The following is an 18078-nucleotide window of genomic DNA, read 5'->3' on the forward strand; positions in this document are numbered from 1 at the left end:
CACTTGTCGGCCCCCAAGCGCCCTCCCCCGACGGACGCTGTCATATGCGTCTGGAATGTTCGCCAGGTCAGGGGCGTGTGCTCTCAAATGTGCGCCCCTCCGCACGACCGTGCGACTGTGTACGCGAGAATGTACGGGTGACCACCGTTATCGAACAGTCCGCTCCTGCCGCTCCCCGGCTGATCGCCACGGATCTGGACGGCACCCTGCTGCGCGATGACAAGACCGTCTCGGACCGCACGGTCCGGGCTCTTGCCGCCGCCGAGGCAGCGGGGATCGAGGTCTTCTTCGTCACCGGACGCCCGGCCCGCTGGATGGACGTCGTCAGCGACCACGTCCACGGCCACGGTCTGGCGATCTGTGCCAACGGCGCCGCCGTCGCCGATCTGCACGCGGGCGGACGCCTGCTGAAGGTGCGGGGCCTGGAGCGGGCGACGGCCCTGGACGTCGTCCACACGCTGCGGGCCGCCGCTCCCGGCACCTCGTTCGCCGTCGAGCTGACCACCGGCATCCACTACGAGCCCGCCTACCCGCCCTTCTACCTCGACCCCGGCGCCACCGTCGCGGTCGCCGAGAAGCTGCTGCAGGAGGGGGCCGTGGGCGCCGGCGCGCCCGTGCTGAAGCTGCTGGCCCGGCACGGCGAACTCGACCCGGACGCGTTCCTCTCCCTCGCCCGTGCGGCCGCCGGGGAACGGGCCACCTTCACCCGGTCCAGCCCCACCGCGCTCATCGAGATCAGCGGAGCCGGCGTCTCCAAGGCCAGCACCCTGGAGCTGTGCTGCGCCGAACGCGGCATCGCGGCCGCCGAGGTCGTGGCCTTCGGCGACATGCCCAATGACGTGGAGATGCTGAGCTGGGCCGGCCGCTCGTACGCAATGGGCAACGCCCACCCGGCCGCCCTGGCGGCGGCCTCCGGCCGTACCGCCACCAACAACGAGGACGGCGTGGCCGTCGTCATCGAACGCATCCTGGCCGAACGCGCGGGGAACCTCACGGAGAGCTGAGAGCAGGCCACGACGACGAAACACGGCCCCCTCCGAGCGGGGCCCCCTCCGAGCGGGGCCTCCTCAGAGCGGGGCCTGCCACACCACCGTCGTGCCGCCTCCGTCCTCCCCGATCCCCGGTCCGAACCAGCTGGCCCCGCCCAGCGACTCCGCCCGGCGGGCCAGATTGCGCAGTCCGCTGCGCCGCCCGCCCTCCGGCATGCCCACCCCGTCGTCGGCGACCGCGAGCCGTACGGCGCCGCGCCCGTCGTCCAGCGTGACGGTCGCGTCGACGACCACCTCGATGCGCGCCGCTCCCGCGTGCCGGAAGGCGTTGGACAGCGCCTCCCGCAGTGCCGCGATCAGGTTCTTGCCGGTCAGCTCGCTGACCAGGGAATCGACCGCCCCGACGAAGCGGTGGGACGGCTTGAAGCCCAGCGGCACGGCCGCCATGTTGATCTCGCGCAGCACCCGCGTGCGCAGCCCGGACGGCGCCTCGGCCGGCTCCTGCTGGAGCGCGAAGATCGCGGTCCGGATCTCCTGAATGGTCACGTCCAGCTCGTCGACCGCCCGGCCGACGCCGGTCTGCACCTCCGGCACGTCCGACCGCCGCTGGGCGCTCTCCAGCATCATCCCGGTCGCGAACAGTCGCTGGATGACCAGATCGTGCAGGTCACGCGCGATCCGGTCGCGGTCCTCGTACACCGCGAGGCGCTCGCGGTCGCGCTGCGCCTCCGCCATCATCAGGGCGAGCGCGGCCTGCGAGGCGAACTGCGTGGCCAGCGTCCGTTCCGTCTCCGTGAAGGGCCGGGCACCTCTTGCGCGGGGTGTGGCGAGCGCGCCGAGCACCCGGCCGCCGCTGTGCAGCGGGAGCAGCATGTTCGGGCCGAAGGGGTCCGCGAGCCGGGTGATCATGCGGGTGTCGGTGGCCGAGTCGTCCACGAAGACCGCCTCTCCGCCCAGGAGCATCCCCACCACCGGGCTCTGGGCCGGGATGATCACGCCGAGCGAGTCGGTCGGGTCGTCCGCCGACACCGCGACGATCTCCAGACCCCCGTCCGCAGCGGGCAGCAGCACGATTCCGGCCGCTGCTCCCGCGAGGCGGCGGGCCTGCTCGGCGACCACCGTGAGCGCGTCGTCGGCGTCCCCGCCGGACAGGAGGGCGGTCGTCACGGCCACCGAGCCGTCGATCCACCGCTCGCGCTGCCGGGCGGCCTCGTACAGCCGGGCGTTGCCGATGGCGATCCCGGCCTCCGTCGCCAGGACACGCACCAGATGCAGGTCGTAGTCGCTGAACTCGCCGCCGCCGTCCTTCTCGGCGAGATAGAGATTGCCGAAGATCTCCCCCTGCACCCTGATCGGTACGCCCAGGAAGGTCCGCATCTCGGGGTGGCCCGGCGGAAAGCCGGCGAACCTCGGATCGGTGGTCAGGTCCGCGAGGCGCAGGGGCCGGGGATCGTGGATGAGGGCGCCGAGCAGACCCCGGTGGCCGTCCGGCCTGTGCCCGATCTCGCGCGCCACCGAGTCGGAAACGCCGTGGGTGACGAAGTCGGAGAGCCCTTCGCCCTCCGCGTCCACCACGCCGATCGCGGCGTAGCGGGCATGGGCCAGTTCGGCCGCCGTCTCGCAGATCCGGTCGAGCGTGGAGTGCAGTTCGAGGCCGGTACCCACCGAACGCATGGCTTCCAGCAGGCGCGGCACACGGGCGGTCAGCTCGGTGGACAGCCCGCGCAGGCTCCGGGTCACCTCGGCCGTCTCCGCCGCGTCCACCGGTGCTTCCCCGTGGTCGGGAGGTTCCGCGTGAACGGGGGGCTCCGCGTGGTCGGGCTCCTCCTGTGCCATACCCAGAGCGTAATTAGTCCCATTTGTTGAGGAAAGTCGGACGCCTACCGCCAGAAGACCTACGGAGGCCGGCCCCGCTCAGGAGCGCGCGCCGATGGCGATGCCCGGCGCCCCAGTGCTCTCGCGTTCCCGCGCCAGCATGCGGCGCAGCGGTCCGTCCACCGCCGCCAGCACGTCGTACGGGCCCCGCTGCGCGATCGCGCCCTCCTCCAGGACCACGACCTCGTCCACCGCTTCGAGACCGGCGAGGCGGTGGGTGATCAGGACCGTCGTACGCCCCGCCGTCGCCGCCAGCAGGTCGGTCGTCAGGGCGTCCGCGGTGGGCAGGTCGAGGTGCTCGGCGGGCTCGTCCAGCACGAGGACCGGGAAGTCGGCGAGCAGGGCCCTGGCCAGGGCGAGCCGCTGGCGCTGTCCCCCGGAGAGGCGGGCGCCGTGCTCGCCGACGAGGGTGTCCAGCCCTTCCGGCAGCGCGTCCGCCCAGTCGAGCAGGCGGGCGCCGGCGAGGGCGCTGCGGAGTTCCGGTTCGGTCCCGCCGGGGCGGGCGAGCCGCAGGTTCTCCCGGAGCGAGCTGTCGAAGATGTGGGCGTCCTGGGCGCACAGTCCGACGAACCTCCGGACGGTGTCCCCGTCCAGCGCCGAGGCGTCCACCCCGCCGATCCGGTAGCTGCCCGCGTCTGCGTCCAGGAAGCGCAGGAGCACCATGGCCAGGGTCGTCTTGCCGGACCCGGAAGGCCCCACGACGGCGATGCGGCGGCCCGCGTCCAGCCGGAGATCGACCCCGGCGAGCGCGTCGCGGGCGGTGCCGGGGTATCGGGCGGAGAGCCCGCGCACCTCCAGCGGGAAGGGGCTGTCCGGCGCCGGCACCGGACTCTCCGGCTCCCGTACGGGCACGGGGGCGTCCAGCACCTCGTACACCCGCTCCGCGCTCCGCCTGACCCGCTGCCGGTACTGGGCGGCGAGCGGCAGACCGGTCACGGCCTCGAAGGCGGCCAGTGGGGTGAGGACGACGACCGCGAGTTCCACGCCGGCCAGCCGGCCGTCCGCCACCGCAGGCAGGGCGACCAGGGCGGCGGCGGCCACGGTGAGACCCGAGACCAGGGCGATGAGTCCGCCGCCGAGCGCGGTCGCCGTCGCCGCGCGGGAGGCGATCCGGGTGAGGACGGCGTCGGCGGCGCGGGTCCTGGCCGTGCGGCCCGGCAGAGCGCCCGCCACGGTCAGCTCGGCCGTTCCGCCCAGCAGATCGGTGATCCGGGTGGCCAGGTCGGCGCGCGCGGGCGCCAGCAGCCGTTCCACCCGGCGGGCACAGGCGCCGCTGAGCAGGGGAACCCCGACGCCCGCCAGGAGCAGCCCCACGGCCAGGACGACGCCCGCCTCCGGAAGCAGCCAGCCGGTGAAGCCCACGGTCGCGGCGCCCACGAGGACGGCGGTGCCGGCGGGCAGCAGCCACCGCAGCCAGTAGTCCTGGAGCGCGTCCACGTCCGCGACCAGCCGCGAGAGCAGGTCCCCGCGCCGGGCGCCGCGCAGACCGCCCGGCGCGATGCGTTCCAGGCTGCGGTACACGGCGACGCGGAGTTCGGCGAGCATGCGCAGGACCGCGTCGTGCGAGACGAGGCGTTCGGCGTAGCGGAAGACCGCCCGGCCGATCCCGAAGGCACGGGTCGCCGTCACCGCGACCATCAGATAGAGGACGGGTGGCTGTTCGGAGGCGCGGGAGATCAGCCAACCGGAGACCGCCATCAGCCCGACCGCCGACCCCAGAGCGAGGCTCCCCAGCAGCAGGGCGAGCCCGAACCGGCCGCGGCGGGCCCCCGCCGCCTCCCGGACCCGTGTCAGCACGTGCCGCCGGGCGGCGTCCGGTGCCCGGGTCTCGGGAGCGGGCGCCGGCTCCTCGTACGCCTCCGATACGGGCCCCGGCTCGACGGCGGCAAGATCGCCGGGCGCGTTCACGGGGCGGGGGACGGTCGTCGGTGCCGGTTCGGGCGCCGGGGCGGTCAGGGTCACCACCCGGTCCGCCACCGACAGCAGCGCCGGCCGGTGCACCACCAGGAGGACGGTCCGGCCCTCGGCCAGTCTCCGTACGGCCTCGACGATGCCCGCTTCCGTCTCGCCGTCCAGGCTCGCGGTCGGCTCGTCGAGCAGCAGCACCGGCCGGTCCGCCAGGAAGGCGCGGGCGAGCGCGATCCGCTGGCGCTGGCCTGCGGAGAGCCCGGCGCCGTCCTCACCGAGCAAGGTGCGGTCGCCGTCGGGGAGCCCCCGTACGAAGTCGTACGCCCCCGCCGCACGCAGCGCGGCCGTCACCGCGCTGTCGTCGGCTGCCGGACGGGCGAGCCTGACGTTCTCCGCGATGGTGCCCGCGAAGAGGTGCGGGCGCTGCGGCACCCAGGCGATGTGCTCCCGCCAGCGTTCGAGGGACACCTCCGCGAGGTCGGTGCCGCCGATGCGGACCCGGCCCTCGTCGGGCGCGGTGAACCCCAGCACCGCGTTCAGCAGGGTGGTCTTGCCGACCCCGCTGGGGCCGACCAGGGCGACCGTCTCCCCCTCCTCGACGGTCAGCGTGGTGGGGGCGAGGGACGGTACGGAGCGGCCCTCGTGCCGGACGGTCAGCCCGTCCAGCTCCAGCCGTAGCGAGCCGGGGACCTCCCCCGTACCGCTCGCGCGGGGCTTCGTCTCCAGGACGGCGAAGACCTCCTCGGCCGCCGAAAGCCCCTCGACGGCGGCGTGGAACTGCGCTCCCACCTGCCGGATGGGCAGATAGGCCTCGGGAGCCAGGATCAGAACCAGCAGGCCGGTGTAGAGGTCGAGTTCGCCGTGCACCAGTCGCATCCCGATGGTGACGGCGACGAGGGCCACCGAGAGCGTGGCGAGGAGTTCCAAGGCGAAGGACGAGAGGAAGGCGATCCGCAGGGTGCGCAGGGTGGCCTGCCGGTACTGCGAGGTGATCCTGCGGATGGACTCGGCCTGGGCCTTGGCGCGGCCGAACACCTTCAGTGTCGGCAGCCCGGCCACCACATCGAGGAAGTGCCCGGAGAGCCGGGAGAGCAGCCGCCACTGACGGTCCATGCGCGACTGGGTCGCCCAGCCGATCAGGATCATGAACAGCGGAATGAGTGGCAGTGTGACGACGATGATCGCCGCCGACACCCAGTCCTCGGTCACGATCCTGGCGAGCACCGCCACCGGCACGACCACCGCGAGCCCGAGCTGTGGCAGATAGCGCGCGAAGTAGTCGTCGAGCGCGTCGATCCCCCGCGTGGCCAGCGTCACCAGTGAGCCGGTGCGCTGCCCGCTCAGCCAGTCCGGCCCCAGCTCGGCCGCCCGGTCCAGCAGCCGCCCGCGCAGTTCGGACTTGACCGACGCACCGGCGCGGTGGGCGGCCAGCTCGGTGAGCCAGGCGACCAGGGCCCGCCCGAGCGCGACCGCCGCGAGCAGAAGGAGTGGGGTCCGCAGCTCACCGGCCGTCAGCCCCTTCTCGAAACCGCCCACCACGATCTCGGCGACGAGCATGGCCTGGCCGATGACCAGCGCCGCCCCGGCGATGCCGAGGACCACCACCGCCACCATGAACAGGCGCGTGGCGCGGGCGTGACGGAGCAGACGCGGGTCGATCGGTTTCACGTGAAACATCCCATGCGGCTCGGCGCGGTCAGGACGTGCATGGCGTCAGTGCGCCTCGGCGATGTGCTGGGTGCCGATCCGCTTGCGGAACACCCAGTACGTCCACCCCTGGTAGAGCAGGACGACCGGAGTGGCGATCCCGGCACACCAGGTCATGATCTTGAGCGTGTACGGGCTGGACGAGGCGTTGGTGACCGTGAGGCTCCAGCTGTCGTTCAGCGAGGACGGCATGACGTTCGGGAAGAGCGTCAGGAACAGCATCGCGACCGCCGCCGCGATGGCCACGCTGGAGAGCGCGAAGGACCAGCCCTCCCGGCCCGCCGCGATCATCGCGATCGCCCCGACCAGCGCCGCCGCGGCGACGATCATCGCGACCAGGCTCCAGCCGTCCCCGTTGTCGAGCTGGGTCCAGATGAGGAAGGCGAGCGCGGCCACCGCCGTGACGGCCCCCAGCTTCAGGGCCAGCAGGCGGGCGCGGGCCCGGATGTCGCCCACGGTCTTCAACCCGGCGAACACCGCGCCGTGGAAGGTGAAGAGGGTGAGGGTGACCAGTCCGCCGAGGAGCGCGTAGGGGTTGAGCAGGTCCACGACGCTGCCCGTGTACTCCATCTGCGCGTCGATCTTCACGCCGCGCACGATGTTCCCGAAGGCCACGCCCCACAGCACGGCGGGAATCAGCGAGGCCCAGAAGATCGCGTGCTCCCAGTTGGTCTGCCACTTCTCCTCCGGCCGCTTCGCGCGGTACTCGAAGGCGACACCGCGCACGATCAGGCAGAGCAGGATGACGAGCAGCGGCAGATAGAACCCGGAGAACAGCGTGGCGTACCACTCGGGGAACGCGGCGAAGGTCGCTCCGCCGGCGCTGAGCAGCCAGACCTCGTTGCCGTCCCAGACCGGGCCGATGGTGTTGATCAGTACCCGGCGTTCCTTGCGGTTGCGGGCCAGCAGCTTGGTGAGGACGCCGATCCCGAAGTCGAACCCCTCCAGGAAGAAGTAGCCGGTCCACAGGACGGCGATGAGCACGAACCAGACGTCGTGGAGTTCCATTACTCGGCTCCCGCTCTCAGTAGGAGAAGGCCATGGGCCGGTCGGCGTCGGCGTGATCGCCGCCGATCCGGGTGGGCGGGTTGAGGTCGTCCTCCGTCAGCTCCGGCGGGCCGGCCTTGATGTACTTCAGGAGGAGCTTGACCTCGATCACGGCGAGCACCGCGTACAGCACGGTGAAGACGATCAGCGAGGTGAGCACCTCGGCCTGCGAGACACCGGGGGAGACCGCGTCGCGGGTCCGGAGCACTCCGTAGACCACCCAGGGCTGGCGGCCCATCTCGGTGAAGATCCAACCCCAGGAGTTGGCGATCAGCGGGAAGAGCAGGGTCCACAGGGCGACGATCCAGTAGCACCGGGCGAGACGCGGGCTGAGGGCCTTGTTCTTGAAGAGGACCAGATGCGGCACCTCGTCCTCACCCGTGCGCATCGCCTCGGGCAGCATGAACTTCTTCCGGGTGAGCCACAGCCCGAGGATGCCGAGGCCGAAGGAGGCCATCCCGAAGCCGATCATCCACCGGAAGCTCCAGAAGGCGACGGGGATGTTGGGCCGGTAGTCGCCGGGCCCGAAGCGCTCCTGCTCCGCCTTGTTGATGTCGTTGATGCCGGGGACGTACGAGTCGAACTCGTCGTCGGCGAGGAAGGACAGGACGCCGGGGATGGAGATCTCCACGGAGTTGTGGCCCTTGCTCACGTCTCCGTAGGCGAAGATCGAGAAGGGTGCCGAGTTCTGGCCGTCCCACAGGGCCTCGGCCGCGGCCATCTTCATCGGCTGCTGCTTGAACATCACCTTGCCGAGCTGGTCGCCGCTGACGGCCGTGAGGAGGCCGGAGATCACCACGGTGATCAGGCCCAGGCGCAGCGAGGTCCGCATCACCGGGATGTGCTTCTTGCGGGCCAGGTGGAAGGCCGCGATGCCCACCATGAAGGCCCCGCCGACCAGGAAGGCGGCGGTGATGGTGTGGAAGAACTGGGCGAGCGCGGTGTTCTGGGTGAGGACCTGCCAGAAGTCCGTGAGCTCGGCGCGGCCGCGTTCCTCGTTGATGCGGTAGCCGACCGGGTGCTGCATCCAGGAGTTGGCCGCCAGGATGAAGTAGGCGGAGAGCACGGTGCCGAGCGAGACCATCCAGATGCAGGCGAGGTGGATCTTCTTGGGGAGCTTGTCCCAGCCGAAGATCCACAGCCCGATGAAGGTGGACTCGAAGAAGAACGCGATCAGGGCCTCGAAGGCGAGCGGCGCCCCGAAGATGTCACCGACGAACCGTGAGTAGTCGGACCAGTTCATGCCGAACTGGAACTCCTGGACGATGCCGGTGACGACACCCATGGCGATGTTGATCAGGAAGAGCTTTCCCCAGAACTTGGTCGCCCGGAGGTACTTCTCCTTGTTCGTCCGCACCCAGGCGGTCTGCAGGCCGGCGGTGAGCGCCGCGAGAGAGATCGTCAGAGGAACGAAGAGGAAGTGGTAGACGGTCGTCGTACCGAACTGCCATCGCGCCAGGGTTTCCGGCGCCAGAGCTAGCTCCACGTCGACTTCTCCTTACGTCACCGCCGGAGCACCGGCGATTTGTCCGCGAAATCCAACGGATCACGGGAGGAAGCAGGACACGCTTGTGAACGCGTTCACATTCACAAGCAATTATGGCGCACACGCTTTCGGACCCCGCATCCGGGGGTCCCCTATCACCTACCGGCCCATACCGGGCATACGAAAAGGCCCCGTACCTCTCGCGAGATACGGGGCCCGACCGCCGGGCGGTGCCGGCTACAGCTCCCTGCGGTACTCCTCCGCCACCTTCAGGAACAGGTCATTCGCCTCGTCCTCGCCGATGGTGACGCGCACGCCCTCACCCGCGAACGGCCGGACCACCACGCCGGCCCTCTCGCAGGCGGCCGCGAAGTCCAGCGTGCGCTCGCCCAGCCGCAGCCACACGAAGTTCGCCTGGGAGTCGGGCACCGTCCAGCCCTGCCCCAGCAGCGCCCGGGACACCCGGTCCCGCTCGCACACCAGCGACCCCACCCGGCCGAGCAGCTCGTCCTCGGCCCGCAGCGAGGCCACCGCCGCGTCCTGGGCGAGCTGGCTGACACCGAACGGCACCGCCGTCTTGCGCAGCGCCGCCGCCACCGGCTCATGGGCCACCGCGAAGCCGACCCGCAGCCCGGCCAGGCCGTACGCCTTGGAGAAGGTCCGCAGCACCGCCACGTTCGGGCGGTCACGGTAGATCTCGATGCCGTCCGGGACCTCGGTGTCGCGGATGAACTCCCGGTACGCCTCGTCCAGCACCACGAGCACATCGCCCGGCACCCGGTCGAGGAACCGTTCCAGCTCGGCCCTGCGCACGACGGTGCCGGTCGGGTTGTTCGGGTTGCAGACGAAGATCAGCCGCGTCCGGTCGGTGATCGCGTCCGCCATCGCGTCCAGATCGTGCACATCGCCGTCCGTCAGCGGCACCTTCACCGAGGTCGCGCCGCTGACCTGCGTGATGATCGGGTACGCCTCGAAGGAGCGCCAGGCGTAGATCACCTCGTCGCCCGGCCCCGAGGTCGCCTGGAGCAGCTGCTGGGCCACGCCGACCGAACCGGTACCCGTGGCCAGGTGCGAGACGGGCACGCCGAAGCGGTTCGCCAGCTCGTTCATCAGACCCGTGCAGGCCATGTCCGGGTAGCGGTTGAAGTTCGCCGCGGCGGCGAGCGCGCCCTCCATCACCCCCGGCAGCGGCGGATACGGGTTCTCGTTGGAGGACAGCTTGAAAGCGGCCGGTCCGTCCGCCGACGCCGGTTTGCCCGGCACATACGCGGGAACGCCGTCCAGCTCGGCACGCAACTTGGGGCTCGTCTCGCTCACCGCAGATCCTCCTCGGCCATCCGTACAGATCAATACTGCTCACCTTATGAGGATTGGGCGCCGCTGCGAACGGGTGAACAGTGGATTCGTCCGGTGGACCCCGGAATGAGGGGGAGCGCGCCCGGTCGTGGCGTGCGCCGGTGGCTCACTCCGTGGCGCGCGTCCCTCGAAGAGGTGAGTTGAGACCTCTTCGAGACCTCGCCCCGACGCCAGGCCCATCCGGCCACACGCTTGACACATGACGGTAAACCAGCTCAACACCCTTGATTAGCAAGGCGATTGATGCCTGATGATCATGCAGAAACGTGCCTGTCAACGTCCGCATATGCGACCAGATCAACCCCCCTGCAGCGCCCTACTATCGGCACGCCATGACAGCAGCAGGGAAGCACCAGGTGAGCCGGACGGAGACCCCCCGGCGCGGCGGCAGGCAGGGACGTGCCGGAATCCGTGATGTGGCGGCCGCCGCCGGCGTCTCCATCACGACCGTCTCCGACGCGCTCAACGGCAAGGGCAGGCTCCCGGACGCCACCCGCCGCCATGTCCGCGAGGTCGCAGAGCGCCTGGGCTACCGCCCTTCCGCAGCGGCCCGAACGCTCCGTACCGGCAAGTCGGGCCTCATCGGCCTGACCGTGACGACCTACGGGGATGAACCTTTCACCTTCACCGAGTTCGCGTACTTCGCGGAAATGGCGAGGGCGGCCACCTCGGCGGCCCTCGCCCGCGGCTACGCGCTCGTCATCCTCCCGGCCACTTCGCGCCACGACGTCTGGTCGAACGTGGCCCTCGACGGCACCGTCGTCATCGACCCCTCCGACCAGGACCCGGTCGTCACCGAGCTGGTCCGCCAGGGGCTGCCCGTCGTCTCGGACGGCCGTCCCGCCGGATCGCTCCCGGTCACCGCCTGGGTGGACAACGACCACCGGGCCGCCGTGCTCGACCTCCTCGACCATCTCGCCGCCGCCGGGGCCCGCCGTATCGGGCTGCTCACCGGCACCACCACCGACACGTACACACGGCTCTCCACCACCGCCTATCTGCACTGGTGCGAGCGCGTGGGGCAGGACCCGGTCTACGAGTCCTACCCGGCGCACGACCCGTGCGCGGGCGCGGTGGCCGCCGACCGGCTGCTGGCCCGCCCGGACCGGCCCGACGCCGTCTACGGGCTCTTCGACCCCAACGGCACGGACCTGCTGGCGGCCGCCCGCCGCTACGGACTGCGCGTCCCCGACGACCTGCTGCTGGTGTGCTGCAGCGAGTCCACGGTCTACGCCACGACCGAGCCGCCCATCACGACGCTCTCGCTGAAACCGCGCCGGATCGGCACGGCGGTCGTCCAGCTGCTCATCGACGCGATCGAGGGCGTCGACCACGACGGTCCGGTCGAGCGGGTGATACCGACGGAGCTGATCGTCCGGACGTCCTCGCAACGCCGTCCGCCCCGCACCACGGTCAGTGCGCCGCGGTCCCCGGCAGGGGACTGATCAGCCCAATTGGGACCAATCGACCGACGAACCTGGCATGCGGAAGGATTCACCACCCCTGGTGCGTCCCAGACCACGATCCGCATTCCTATGATGGGCGCACGACACCGCGGACCAACCCGACCAGCAGGGCCCGTCAGGTGTACGGCGGCGCGACGGTGGTGTGGAGGGGTCGATGACACAGGGGGCCGGTCAGGAGCCCGTGGTGCGGACGGCGACGTTGCGCGACTTCCGCGTACCGCCCTATGCGCAGTCCCCTGCGCCGCCCGCGTCACCGCATCCCGGAAGCGCTTTCCCCGAGGGCGAGCCCCCGGAGGGCTACACGCCGACGGCGCGCGACCTTCCCGTCATCAGCATCGACGAAACGGCTCGGGCCCAGCCCGCGCCCGAGCCGCGACCCGCCGCCACCCCCGGCCGCGGCCCGCTGTACGTCGTCGGTGACGTCCACGGCTACCTGGACGAACTGCTGGCCGCCCTCGCCGAGCAGGGCCTGATCGACTCCGAGGGCCGCTGGGCCGCCGGCAACGCCCGCCTCTGGTTCCTCGGCGACTTCACCGACCGGGGCCCGGACGGCATCGGCGTCATCGACCTCGTCATGCGGCTCTCCGCCGAGGCCGCGGCCGCGGGAGGTTACTGCAAGGCCCTGATGGGGAACCACGAACTGCTGCTCATCGGCGCCAAACGGTTCGGCGACACCCCGGTGAACTCCGGCGCGGGTACCGCCACCTTCCAGGCCGCCTGGCTGCTCAACGGCGGCCAGAAGACGGACATGGAACGCCTCCAGGACGTCCACCTGCAGTGGATGTCCCGCCTCGACGCGATCGTCGAGGAGGACGAGCACCTCCTGCTGCACTCGGACACCACGGCGTACCTCGACTACGGCTCCACCATCGAGGACGTCAACGACACGGTGCACGCCATCCTCACGCGCAACGACGCCGACGAGTGCTGGGACCTGTTCCGCAAGCTCACCAAGCGGTTCGCCTTCCGCGACGAATCCGGCTCCGGCGCCGTCCAGGAGCTGATGACGGCGTACGGCGGCCGGCGCGTCGTCCACGGCCACAGCCCCATCCCGTACCTGACCGGCGAGGTCGGCTCCGAGGACGGCGAGGACGGCGCCGGCCCCCAGGTCGACGGCCCCCACGTGTACGCGGACGGGCTCGCCATCGCCATGGACGGCGGGGTGACCATGGCCGGAAAGCTGCTGGTCGCCCAACTCCCCCTGCGTGACTGACGCGTCACGGGGAAGAGGCGTCCCGGCCCGACCGCGCCGAGCGGCGGGCCTATTTCCGCAAATCCCCTGTCACCCCGTGCTGTACGCGCTCTAACATCGGGCCTATCAGTAGCAGGCTCTCCTCCGTTTCCGCCCAACTGCCCGCCCCCAGCGGGCAGACAGGCTCGACGGAGCATCGGGGGATGCACATGAACAGCGCTCCGCACCTGCTGACCGAGGACCGGCCCGAGTACGAACGGCTCCTCGACGACGCACTGCGTCACGCTCATGAACGACCTGAACTGGCCGCCGTCGGGGAACGCCTCAACGCCGCCCAGTTGCGCACCATGGCGCTCGCCGCCGTCGCGCTGATCACCGCCACGGCCTCCGCCGAGTACGAGCGGTACGTGAAGACCCGCGAGGAACTGCGCGCCCCCGTCCGGCGCACCGGCCCGGACACCGCGCCGGACGACCACCCGCAGTCGGGCGCCGGCATGGGAGCGGTCGTCACGGTTCTGACGCCGATGCTGGCGGGTACGGCCGCGGCCATATTCCTGCTGGTCGGCTACCTCCTGAGAATGCTGGACCCGCCACCGGCGTTCGCCGGGACCATGGTCGGCGCCGGATGGTTCTTCGCCGCCGTCACGGCCGCCGCCATCCTGGTCGCCGCCATCGGCCTGCTCCTCGCCGCCCTGCGCAACGGCTCCACGTCCCTGGCGGCCCGAGACGCCGCCGACGCGCTGCCCGACGAGGTGGCGCTGGCCAAGGACGCCTGGCGCCTGGCGCTGCTGGAACGGGGCATCGTGCCCTTCCTGCGCGACGCGCTCGCCGAACCCGCCACCGGCACCGTGATCCCCGCCCCGCACCGCCCGGCGGGCCGCCTCCCGAAGATCGGCTACACCCGGCCCGACTTCGCCGGCCCGGCCGAGGGCCCGGCCGCCGCGCCCCGCCCCACGTACACCAGCCCGGACTTCTCCAGCCCCGATTTCGGTGGGCCGGAGCACGAACCGGACTGACCGGGCGGCGCCGGCCGGTGCCGCGTACGAGCTACCGCAAGCGCGCGGCAGACGCGGACCTCCGGCATGAGCAGGCGACCAACGGGCTCAGGCGTCCGGCCCTGCGGCAGGGCCGGACGCCTCGGTCGCGTACGCGCGTCAGTCGGCCAGCGGCAGATAGACGCGGTTGCCGCTCTCCGCGAACTCACGCGACTTGCGGAGCATGCCCTCGGCGATCTCCTCGGCCGTCGCCTCCGCGCCGTCCCGGCCGCTGTCCTGGCCGCCGAACTGCTCGGTGATGCTGTGGCTGATCTTCATCGAGCAGAACTTCGGCCCGCACATCGAGCAGAAGTGCGCCGTCTTGGCGGGTTCGGCCGGCAGCGTCTCGTCGTGGAACTCCCGTGCCGTGTCCGGGTCGAGCGCCAGGTTGAACTGGTCCTCCCAGCGGAACTCGAACCGGGCGTCCGAGAGCGCGTCGTCCCACTCCTGCGCCCCCGGATGGCCCTTGGCCAGGTCGGCGGCGTGGGCGGCGATCTTGTAGGTGATGACGCCGGTCTTCACATCGTCCCGGTTCGGCAGCCCGAGGTGCTCCTTGGGCGTCACGTAACAGAGCATCGCCGTCCCCCACCAGGCGATCATCGCGGCGCCGATGCCCGAGGTGATGTGGTCGTACGCCGGCGCGATGTCGGTCGTCAGCGGGCCGAGCGTGTAGAACGGCGCCTCCTCGCAGATCTCCTGCTGGAGGTCGATGTTCTCCTTGATCTTGTGCATCGGGACATGACCCGGACCCTCGATCATGGTCTGCACCCCGAACCGCTTGGCGATCGTGTTCAGTTCGCCGAGCGTGCGCAGTTCGGCGAACTGCGCCTCGTCGTTGGCGTCCGCGATCGAGCCGGGACGCAGCCCGTCGCCCAGCGAGTACGTCACGTCGTAGGCGGCGAGGATCTCGCAGAGCTCCTCGAAGTGCTCGTACAGGAACGACTCCTTGTGGTGCGCCAGGCACCAGGCCGCCATGATCGAGCCGCCGCGGGAGACGATGCCGGTCTTGCGGCGCGCGGTGAGCGGAACGTACGGCAGGCGCACGCCGGCGTGCACCGTCATGTAGTCCACGCCCTGTTCGGCCTGCTCGATGACGGTGTCCTTGTAGATCTCCCAGGTCAGTTCCTCGGCCCGGCCGTCGACCTTCTCCAGGGCCTGGTAGAGGGGGACGGTGCCGATCGGTACGGGTGAGTTGCGAAGTACCCACTCACGGGTGGTGTGGATGTTGCGGCCGGTGGAAAGGTCCATGACCGTGTCGGCACCCCATCGGGTCGCCCAGGTCATCTTGTCCACCTCCTCCTCGATGGAGGACGTCACCGCGGAGTTGCCGATGTTGGCATTGACCTTCACCAGGAACCGCTTCCCGATGATCATCGGCTCGATCTCCGGGTGGTTGACGTTCGCGGGCAGCACCGCGCGGCCGGCGGCGATCTCCTCGCGCACCACCTCCGCCGCCACGTTCTCCCGGATCGCGACGTACTCCATCTCCGGGGTGATCTCGCCCCTGCGGGCGTACGCGAGCTGGGTGACGGGCGCACCGTCCCGGCTCCGCCGCGGCCGCCGGGGCCGGCCGGGGAAGACCGCGTCCAGATTGCGCAGCCCCCCGCGCGGCGTGGTGTGCTTGAGCCCGTCGTCCTCGGGGCGAACGGGCCGGCCCTCGTACTCCTCCGTGTCGCTGCGGGCGATGATCCAGTTCTCCCGGAGCGGTGCGAGCCCTCGACGGACGTCGGTCGCGGTCGCCGGGTCGGTGTACGGCCCGGACGTGTCGTACAGCGTCACGTCCTTGCCGTTGGTGAGGTGCACCTGGCGGACCGGCACCCGGATGTCGGGGCGCGGCCCCTGGACGTATCCCTTGTGCCAGCCGATGGACTTCCCGGCCTCGTCACCCTGAGAGGAGGCAGGCGTGCGTGTGTCCGATGTGGTCATGAGACCTACTCCCTACGCCGGCATTACCCGGTAACAGGTTCGGCGGTCGGCGCAGCGATTCCCGTACGTACGGACGTACGGTTTCAGCGCCCTCTCAGCCCGGTGCTCCGAGCTCCCGCGTGTGCAAAGGTGCCACCACGCTAGCCTCCGGACGGGCGGGCTGAACAGAGGGCCCCTTCCTCCTTGCGATGATCGGCCGGTGACGCCCCCTCCTCACGACTCAGAACCGCAGGGCCACCAGCACGGCCACACGCACAGCCACGGCCCCGCCGCACCCGTCTCCGCCCGTCTGCGCAAGGTGATCGCCGCGGTGCTGATCCCCTTCGCGGCCGCCGTGCTCGTCGGTCTCGTGGCGCTGTGGCCGGGCAGCGCGCCGGCGCACGAACGGACCGGGGTCGGCTTCGACCGGCAGACCCAGCAGGGGAAGGTGGTGAGTGTCGTCAGGATCGACTGCCAGGACGTCAACGCCTCCCAGCTGCCCGTCGACGCCGGAACCACCCCTCCGGGGGAACGGCCGGCGACCGGCCGCGGTCTCTGCGGGAAGGCCACCGTCGAGGTCACCAGCGGTCCGGACGAGGGACGCCGGTTCGCCGAGGTGGTGCAGCCGGACGCGCCCCGGCAACTGCGCGCGGGGCAGGGGGTGGTGGTGGCGTACGCCCCCGACGCGCCCCATGACCTCCAGTACTCCGTGACGGATGTGAACCGGAAGTTCCCGCTGGTTCTGCTGGCCGGCATCTTCGCCGTCGCGGTGGTGCTCGTGGGCAGGATGCGCGGGGTCATGGCCCTGGTGGCGCTCGCCCTGTCGTTCGCCGTGCTGACGTTCTTCATCCTGCCGGCCATACTGCAGGGCTCGAACCCGCTGCTGGTGGCGGTCGTCGGAGCAGGCGCGATCATGCTGATCGCGCTCTACATCTGCCACGGGCCGACCGCCCGCACCTCCGTCGCCGTCATCGGCACCCTGGTGTCACTGATGCTGATCGGGCTGCTCGGCTCGCTCTTCGTCGGCTGGGCGAGTCTGAGCGGGAACACCGACGACAACACCGGTCTCATCCACGGCCTGTATCCGCACATCGACATGAGCGGCCTGCTGCTGGCCGGTGTCATCATCGGCTCGCTGGGCGTACTCGACGACGTCACGGTCACCCAGACCTCGGCGGTCTGGGAACTGCGACAGGCGAACCCCACCATGAGTACGCGGCAGCTCTACCGGGCAGGGATCAGGATCGGACGCGATCACATCGCCTCCGTGGTCAACACCCTGGTGCTCGCGTATGCGGGCGCGGCGCTGCCTCTCCTTCTCCTGTTCACGGTCGCGCAGAGCAGCATGGGAACAGTCGCCAACAGCGAGCTGGTGGCGGAGGAGATCGTGCGCACGCTCGTCGGGTCGATCGGGCTGGTCGCCTCCGTGCCGGTGACGACCGCGCTCGCGGCGGTGGTCGTCTCCGCGGACCGCACGGGGATCGGCGCGGAAGCCATGGCTTCGGCACCCGTACGGGCCGGCCGGGGCCGGCGGCGGCGGGCGAGGTCCTGACCGAACGACGGAGGGTGATTCACCCGATCGGCAGATGTCCTTTTCGAGTGGCATGAATGCCCGTGGGCGGGCTCCCCTCTCAGCCGGCGTTCTGCTCTTCGGTCAGGATGCGACCCAGCGCCTCCTCCAGGTTGCCGTCGAAATCACCCAGCGTGCACTCCTGTCCGAGCGGCACGAGCTTGTCCGTACGGTCGAGGAAGGCGACCAGCGGTGCCGTGCCCGCCCGGAAGAGCGCACGGTCGGCGCCTACCTGCAACCGAATGTGGACATCGGACAGGCCCTCGGGCTCGGTCGGCGCGATGTGCACATCGCCGTCACCGCTGGGGCTGTTGAGGCCGTCGAGCAGCAGCTCGCGGCCGAAGGCCCAGGTGACGGGGGCGTCGCCGGGCAGATGGAAGGTCATCCGGATCGCGTACGGATCGCACACTTCGTACCGGAGCTCCACCGGGATACGGAATGAGAGCTCCTCGGAGACGAGGAAGCTCATCATGACCTCAGCTTGAACCGACTCACGCATCGTTCAACCCCGCAGTAGATGAATCTGGCCAGGAATGATCCCCC

General features: G+C 70.8%; 12 protein-coding genes. 5 read left to right on the forward strand and 7 right to left on the reverse strand.

Translation table 11 applies throughout. The features are described from left to right. Positions 1-137 precede the first annotated feature (137 nt). The gene (locus tag OG710_RS13475) at positions 138-1004 is read left to right on the forward strand and encodes a Cof-type HAD-IIB family hydrolase (protein ID WP_330239560.1); all 867 of its coding nucleotides are present in this window, start codon (positions 138-140) and stop codon (positions 1002-1004) included. A 63-nt stretch (positions 1005-1067) separates the two neighbouring features. On the opposite strand, the gene OG710_RS13480 is transcribed toward OG710_RS13475, so the two are convergent. The 5 genes from OG710_RS13480 to hisC all read right to left on the reverse strand — a co-directional run bounded on the left by OG710_RS13480 (position 1068) and on the right by hisC (position 10329). Beyond that, positions 1068-2825: a GAF domain-containing sensor histidine kinase gene (locus OG710_RS13480; protein WP_111329590.1), complete on the reverse strand. Its 1758-nt coding sequence runs from the start codon at positions 2823-2825 to the stop codon at positions 1068-1070. 78 nt (positions 2826-2903) lie between these two features. Continuing rightward, the gene (gene cydD, locus OG710_RS13485; RefSeq protein ID WP_330239561.1) at positions 2904-6440 is read right to left on the reverse strand and encodes a thiol reductant ABC exporter subunit CydD; all 3537 of its coding nucleotides are present in this window, start codon (positions 6438-6440) and stop codon (positions 2904-2906) included. Between the two features lie 45 nt (positions 6441-6485). Next, positions 6486-7487: a cytochrome d ubiquinol oxidase subunit II gene (cydB, locus tag OG710_RS13490; protein ID WP_330239562.1), complete on the reverse strand. Its 1002-nt coding sequence runs from the start codon at positions 7485-7487 to the stop codon at positions 6486-6488. Between the two features lie 16 nt (positions 7488-7503). Next, positions 7504-9012, reverse strand: coding sequence for a cytochrome ubiquinol oxidase subunit I (locus tag OG710_RS13495; protein ID WP_111329596.1), 1509 nt, complete (start codon positions 9010-9012; stop codon positions 7504-7506). A gap of 237 nt (positions 9013-9249) precedes the next feature. Next, entirely contained in the window at positions 9250-10329 is a 1080-nt protein-coding gene (hisC, locus tag OG710_RS13500) for a histidinol-phosphate transaminase (protein WP_330239563.1), read from the reverse strand. A gap of 371 nt (positions 10330-10700) precedes the next feature. Here hisC and OG710_RS13505 point away from each other — a divergent pair, with 371 nt between their 5' ends. From OG710_RS13505 to OG710_RS13515, 3 genes are all read left to right on the forward strand, one after another. After that, positions 10701-11813, forward strand: a complete 1113-nt coding sequence (locus OG710_RS13505) for a LacI family DNA-binding transcriptional regulator (protein WP_111329600.1) — start codon at positions 10701-10703, stop codon at positions 11811-11813. A 175-nt stretch (positions 11814-11988) separates the two neighbouring features. After that, the gene (locus OG710_RS13510; protein ID WP_330239564.1) at positions 11989-13047 is read left to right on the forward strand and encodes a metallophosphoesterase; all 1059 of its coding nucleotides are present in this window, start codon (positions 11989-11991) and stop codon (positions 13045-13047) included. A gap of 182 nt (positions 13048-13229) precedes the next feature. After that, positions 13230-14042 carry a hypothetical protein gene (locus OG710_RS13515; protein ID WP_330239565.1) on the forward strand — a complete coding sequence of 271 codons (813 nt, stop codon included), beginning with the start codon at positions 13230-13232 and terminating at the stop codon, positions 14040-14042. A 138-nt stretch (positions 14043-14180) separates the two neighbouring features. Here OG710_RS13515 and thiC read toward each other — a convergent pair whose 3' ends face one another. Then, positions 14181-15986 (reverse strand): phosphomethylpyrimidine synthase ThiC, encoded by a 1806-nt coding sequence (gene thiC / locus OG710_RS13520; RefSeq protein ID WP_330239566.1) that lies wholly within the window; start codon positions 15984-15986, stop codon positions 14181-14183. A 199-nt stretch (positions 15987-16185) separates the two neighbouring features. Between thiC and OG710_RS13525 the strand changes: the two genes are divergently transcribed. Then, positions 16186-17517, forward strand: coding sequence for a YibE/F family protein (locus tag OG710_RS13525; protein ID WP_330239567.1), 1332 nt, complete (start codon positions 16186-16188; stop codon positions 17515-17517). A gap of 79 nt (positions 17518-17596) precedes the next feature. Here the strand turns inward: OG710_RS13525 and OG710_RS13530 are convergent, their stop codons facing one another. Further along, a complete protein-coding gene (locus tag OG710_RS13530) occupies positions 17597-18034 on the reverse strand; it encodes an SsgA family sporulation/cell division regulator (protein ID WP_111329610.1) in 438 nt (145 codons plus the stop codon). Positions 18035-18078 lie beyond the last annotated feature (44 nt).

This window comes from Streptomyces sp. NBC_00525, assembly GCF_036346595.1.
Classification (GTDB): domain Bacteria; phylum Actinomycetota; class Actinomycetes; order Streptomycetales; family Streptomycetaceae; genus Streptomyces.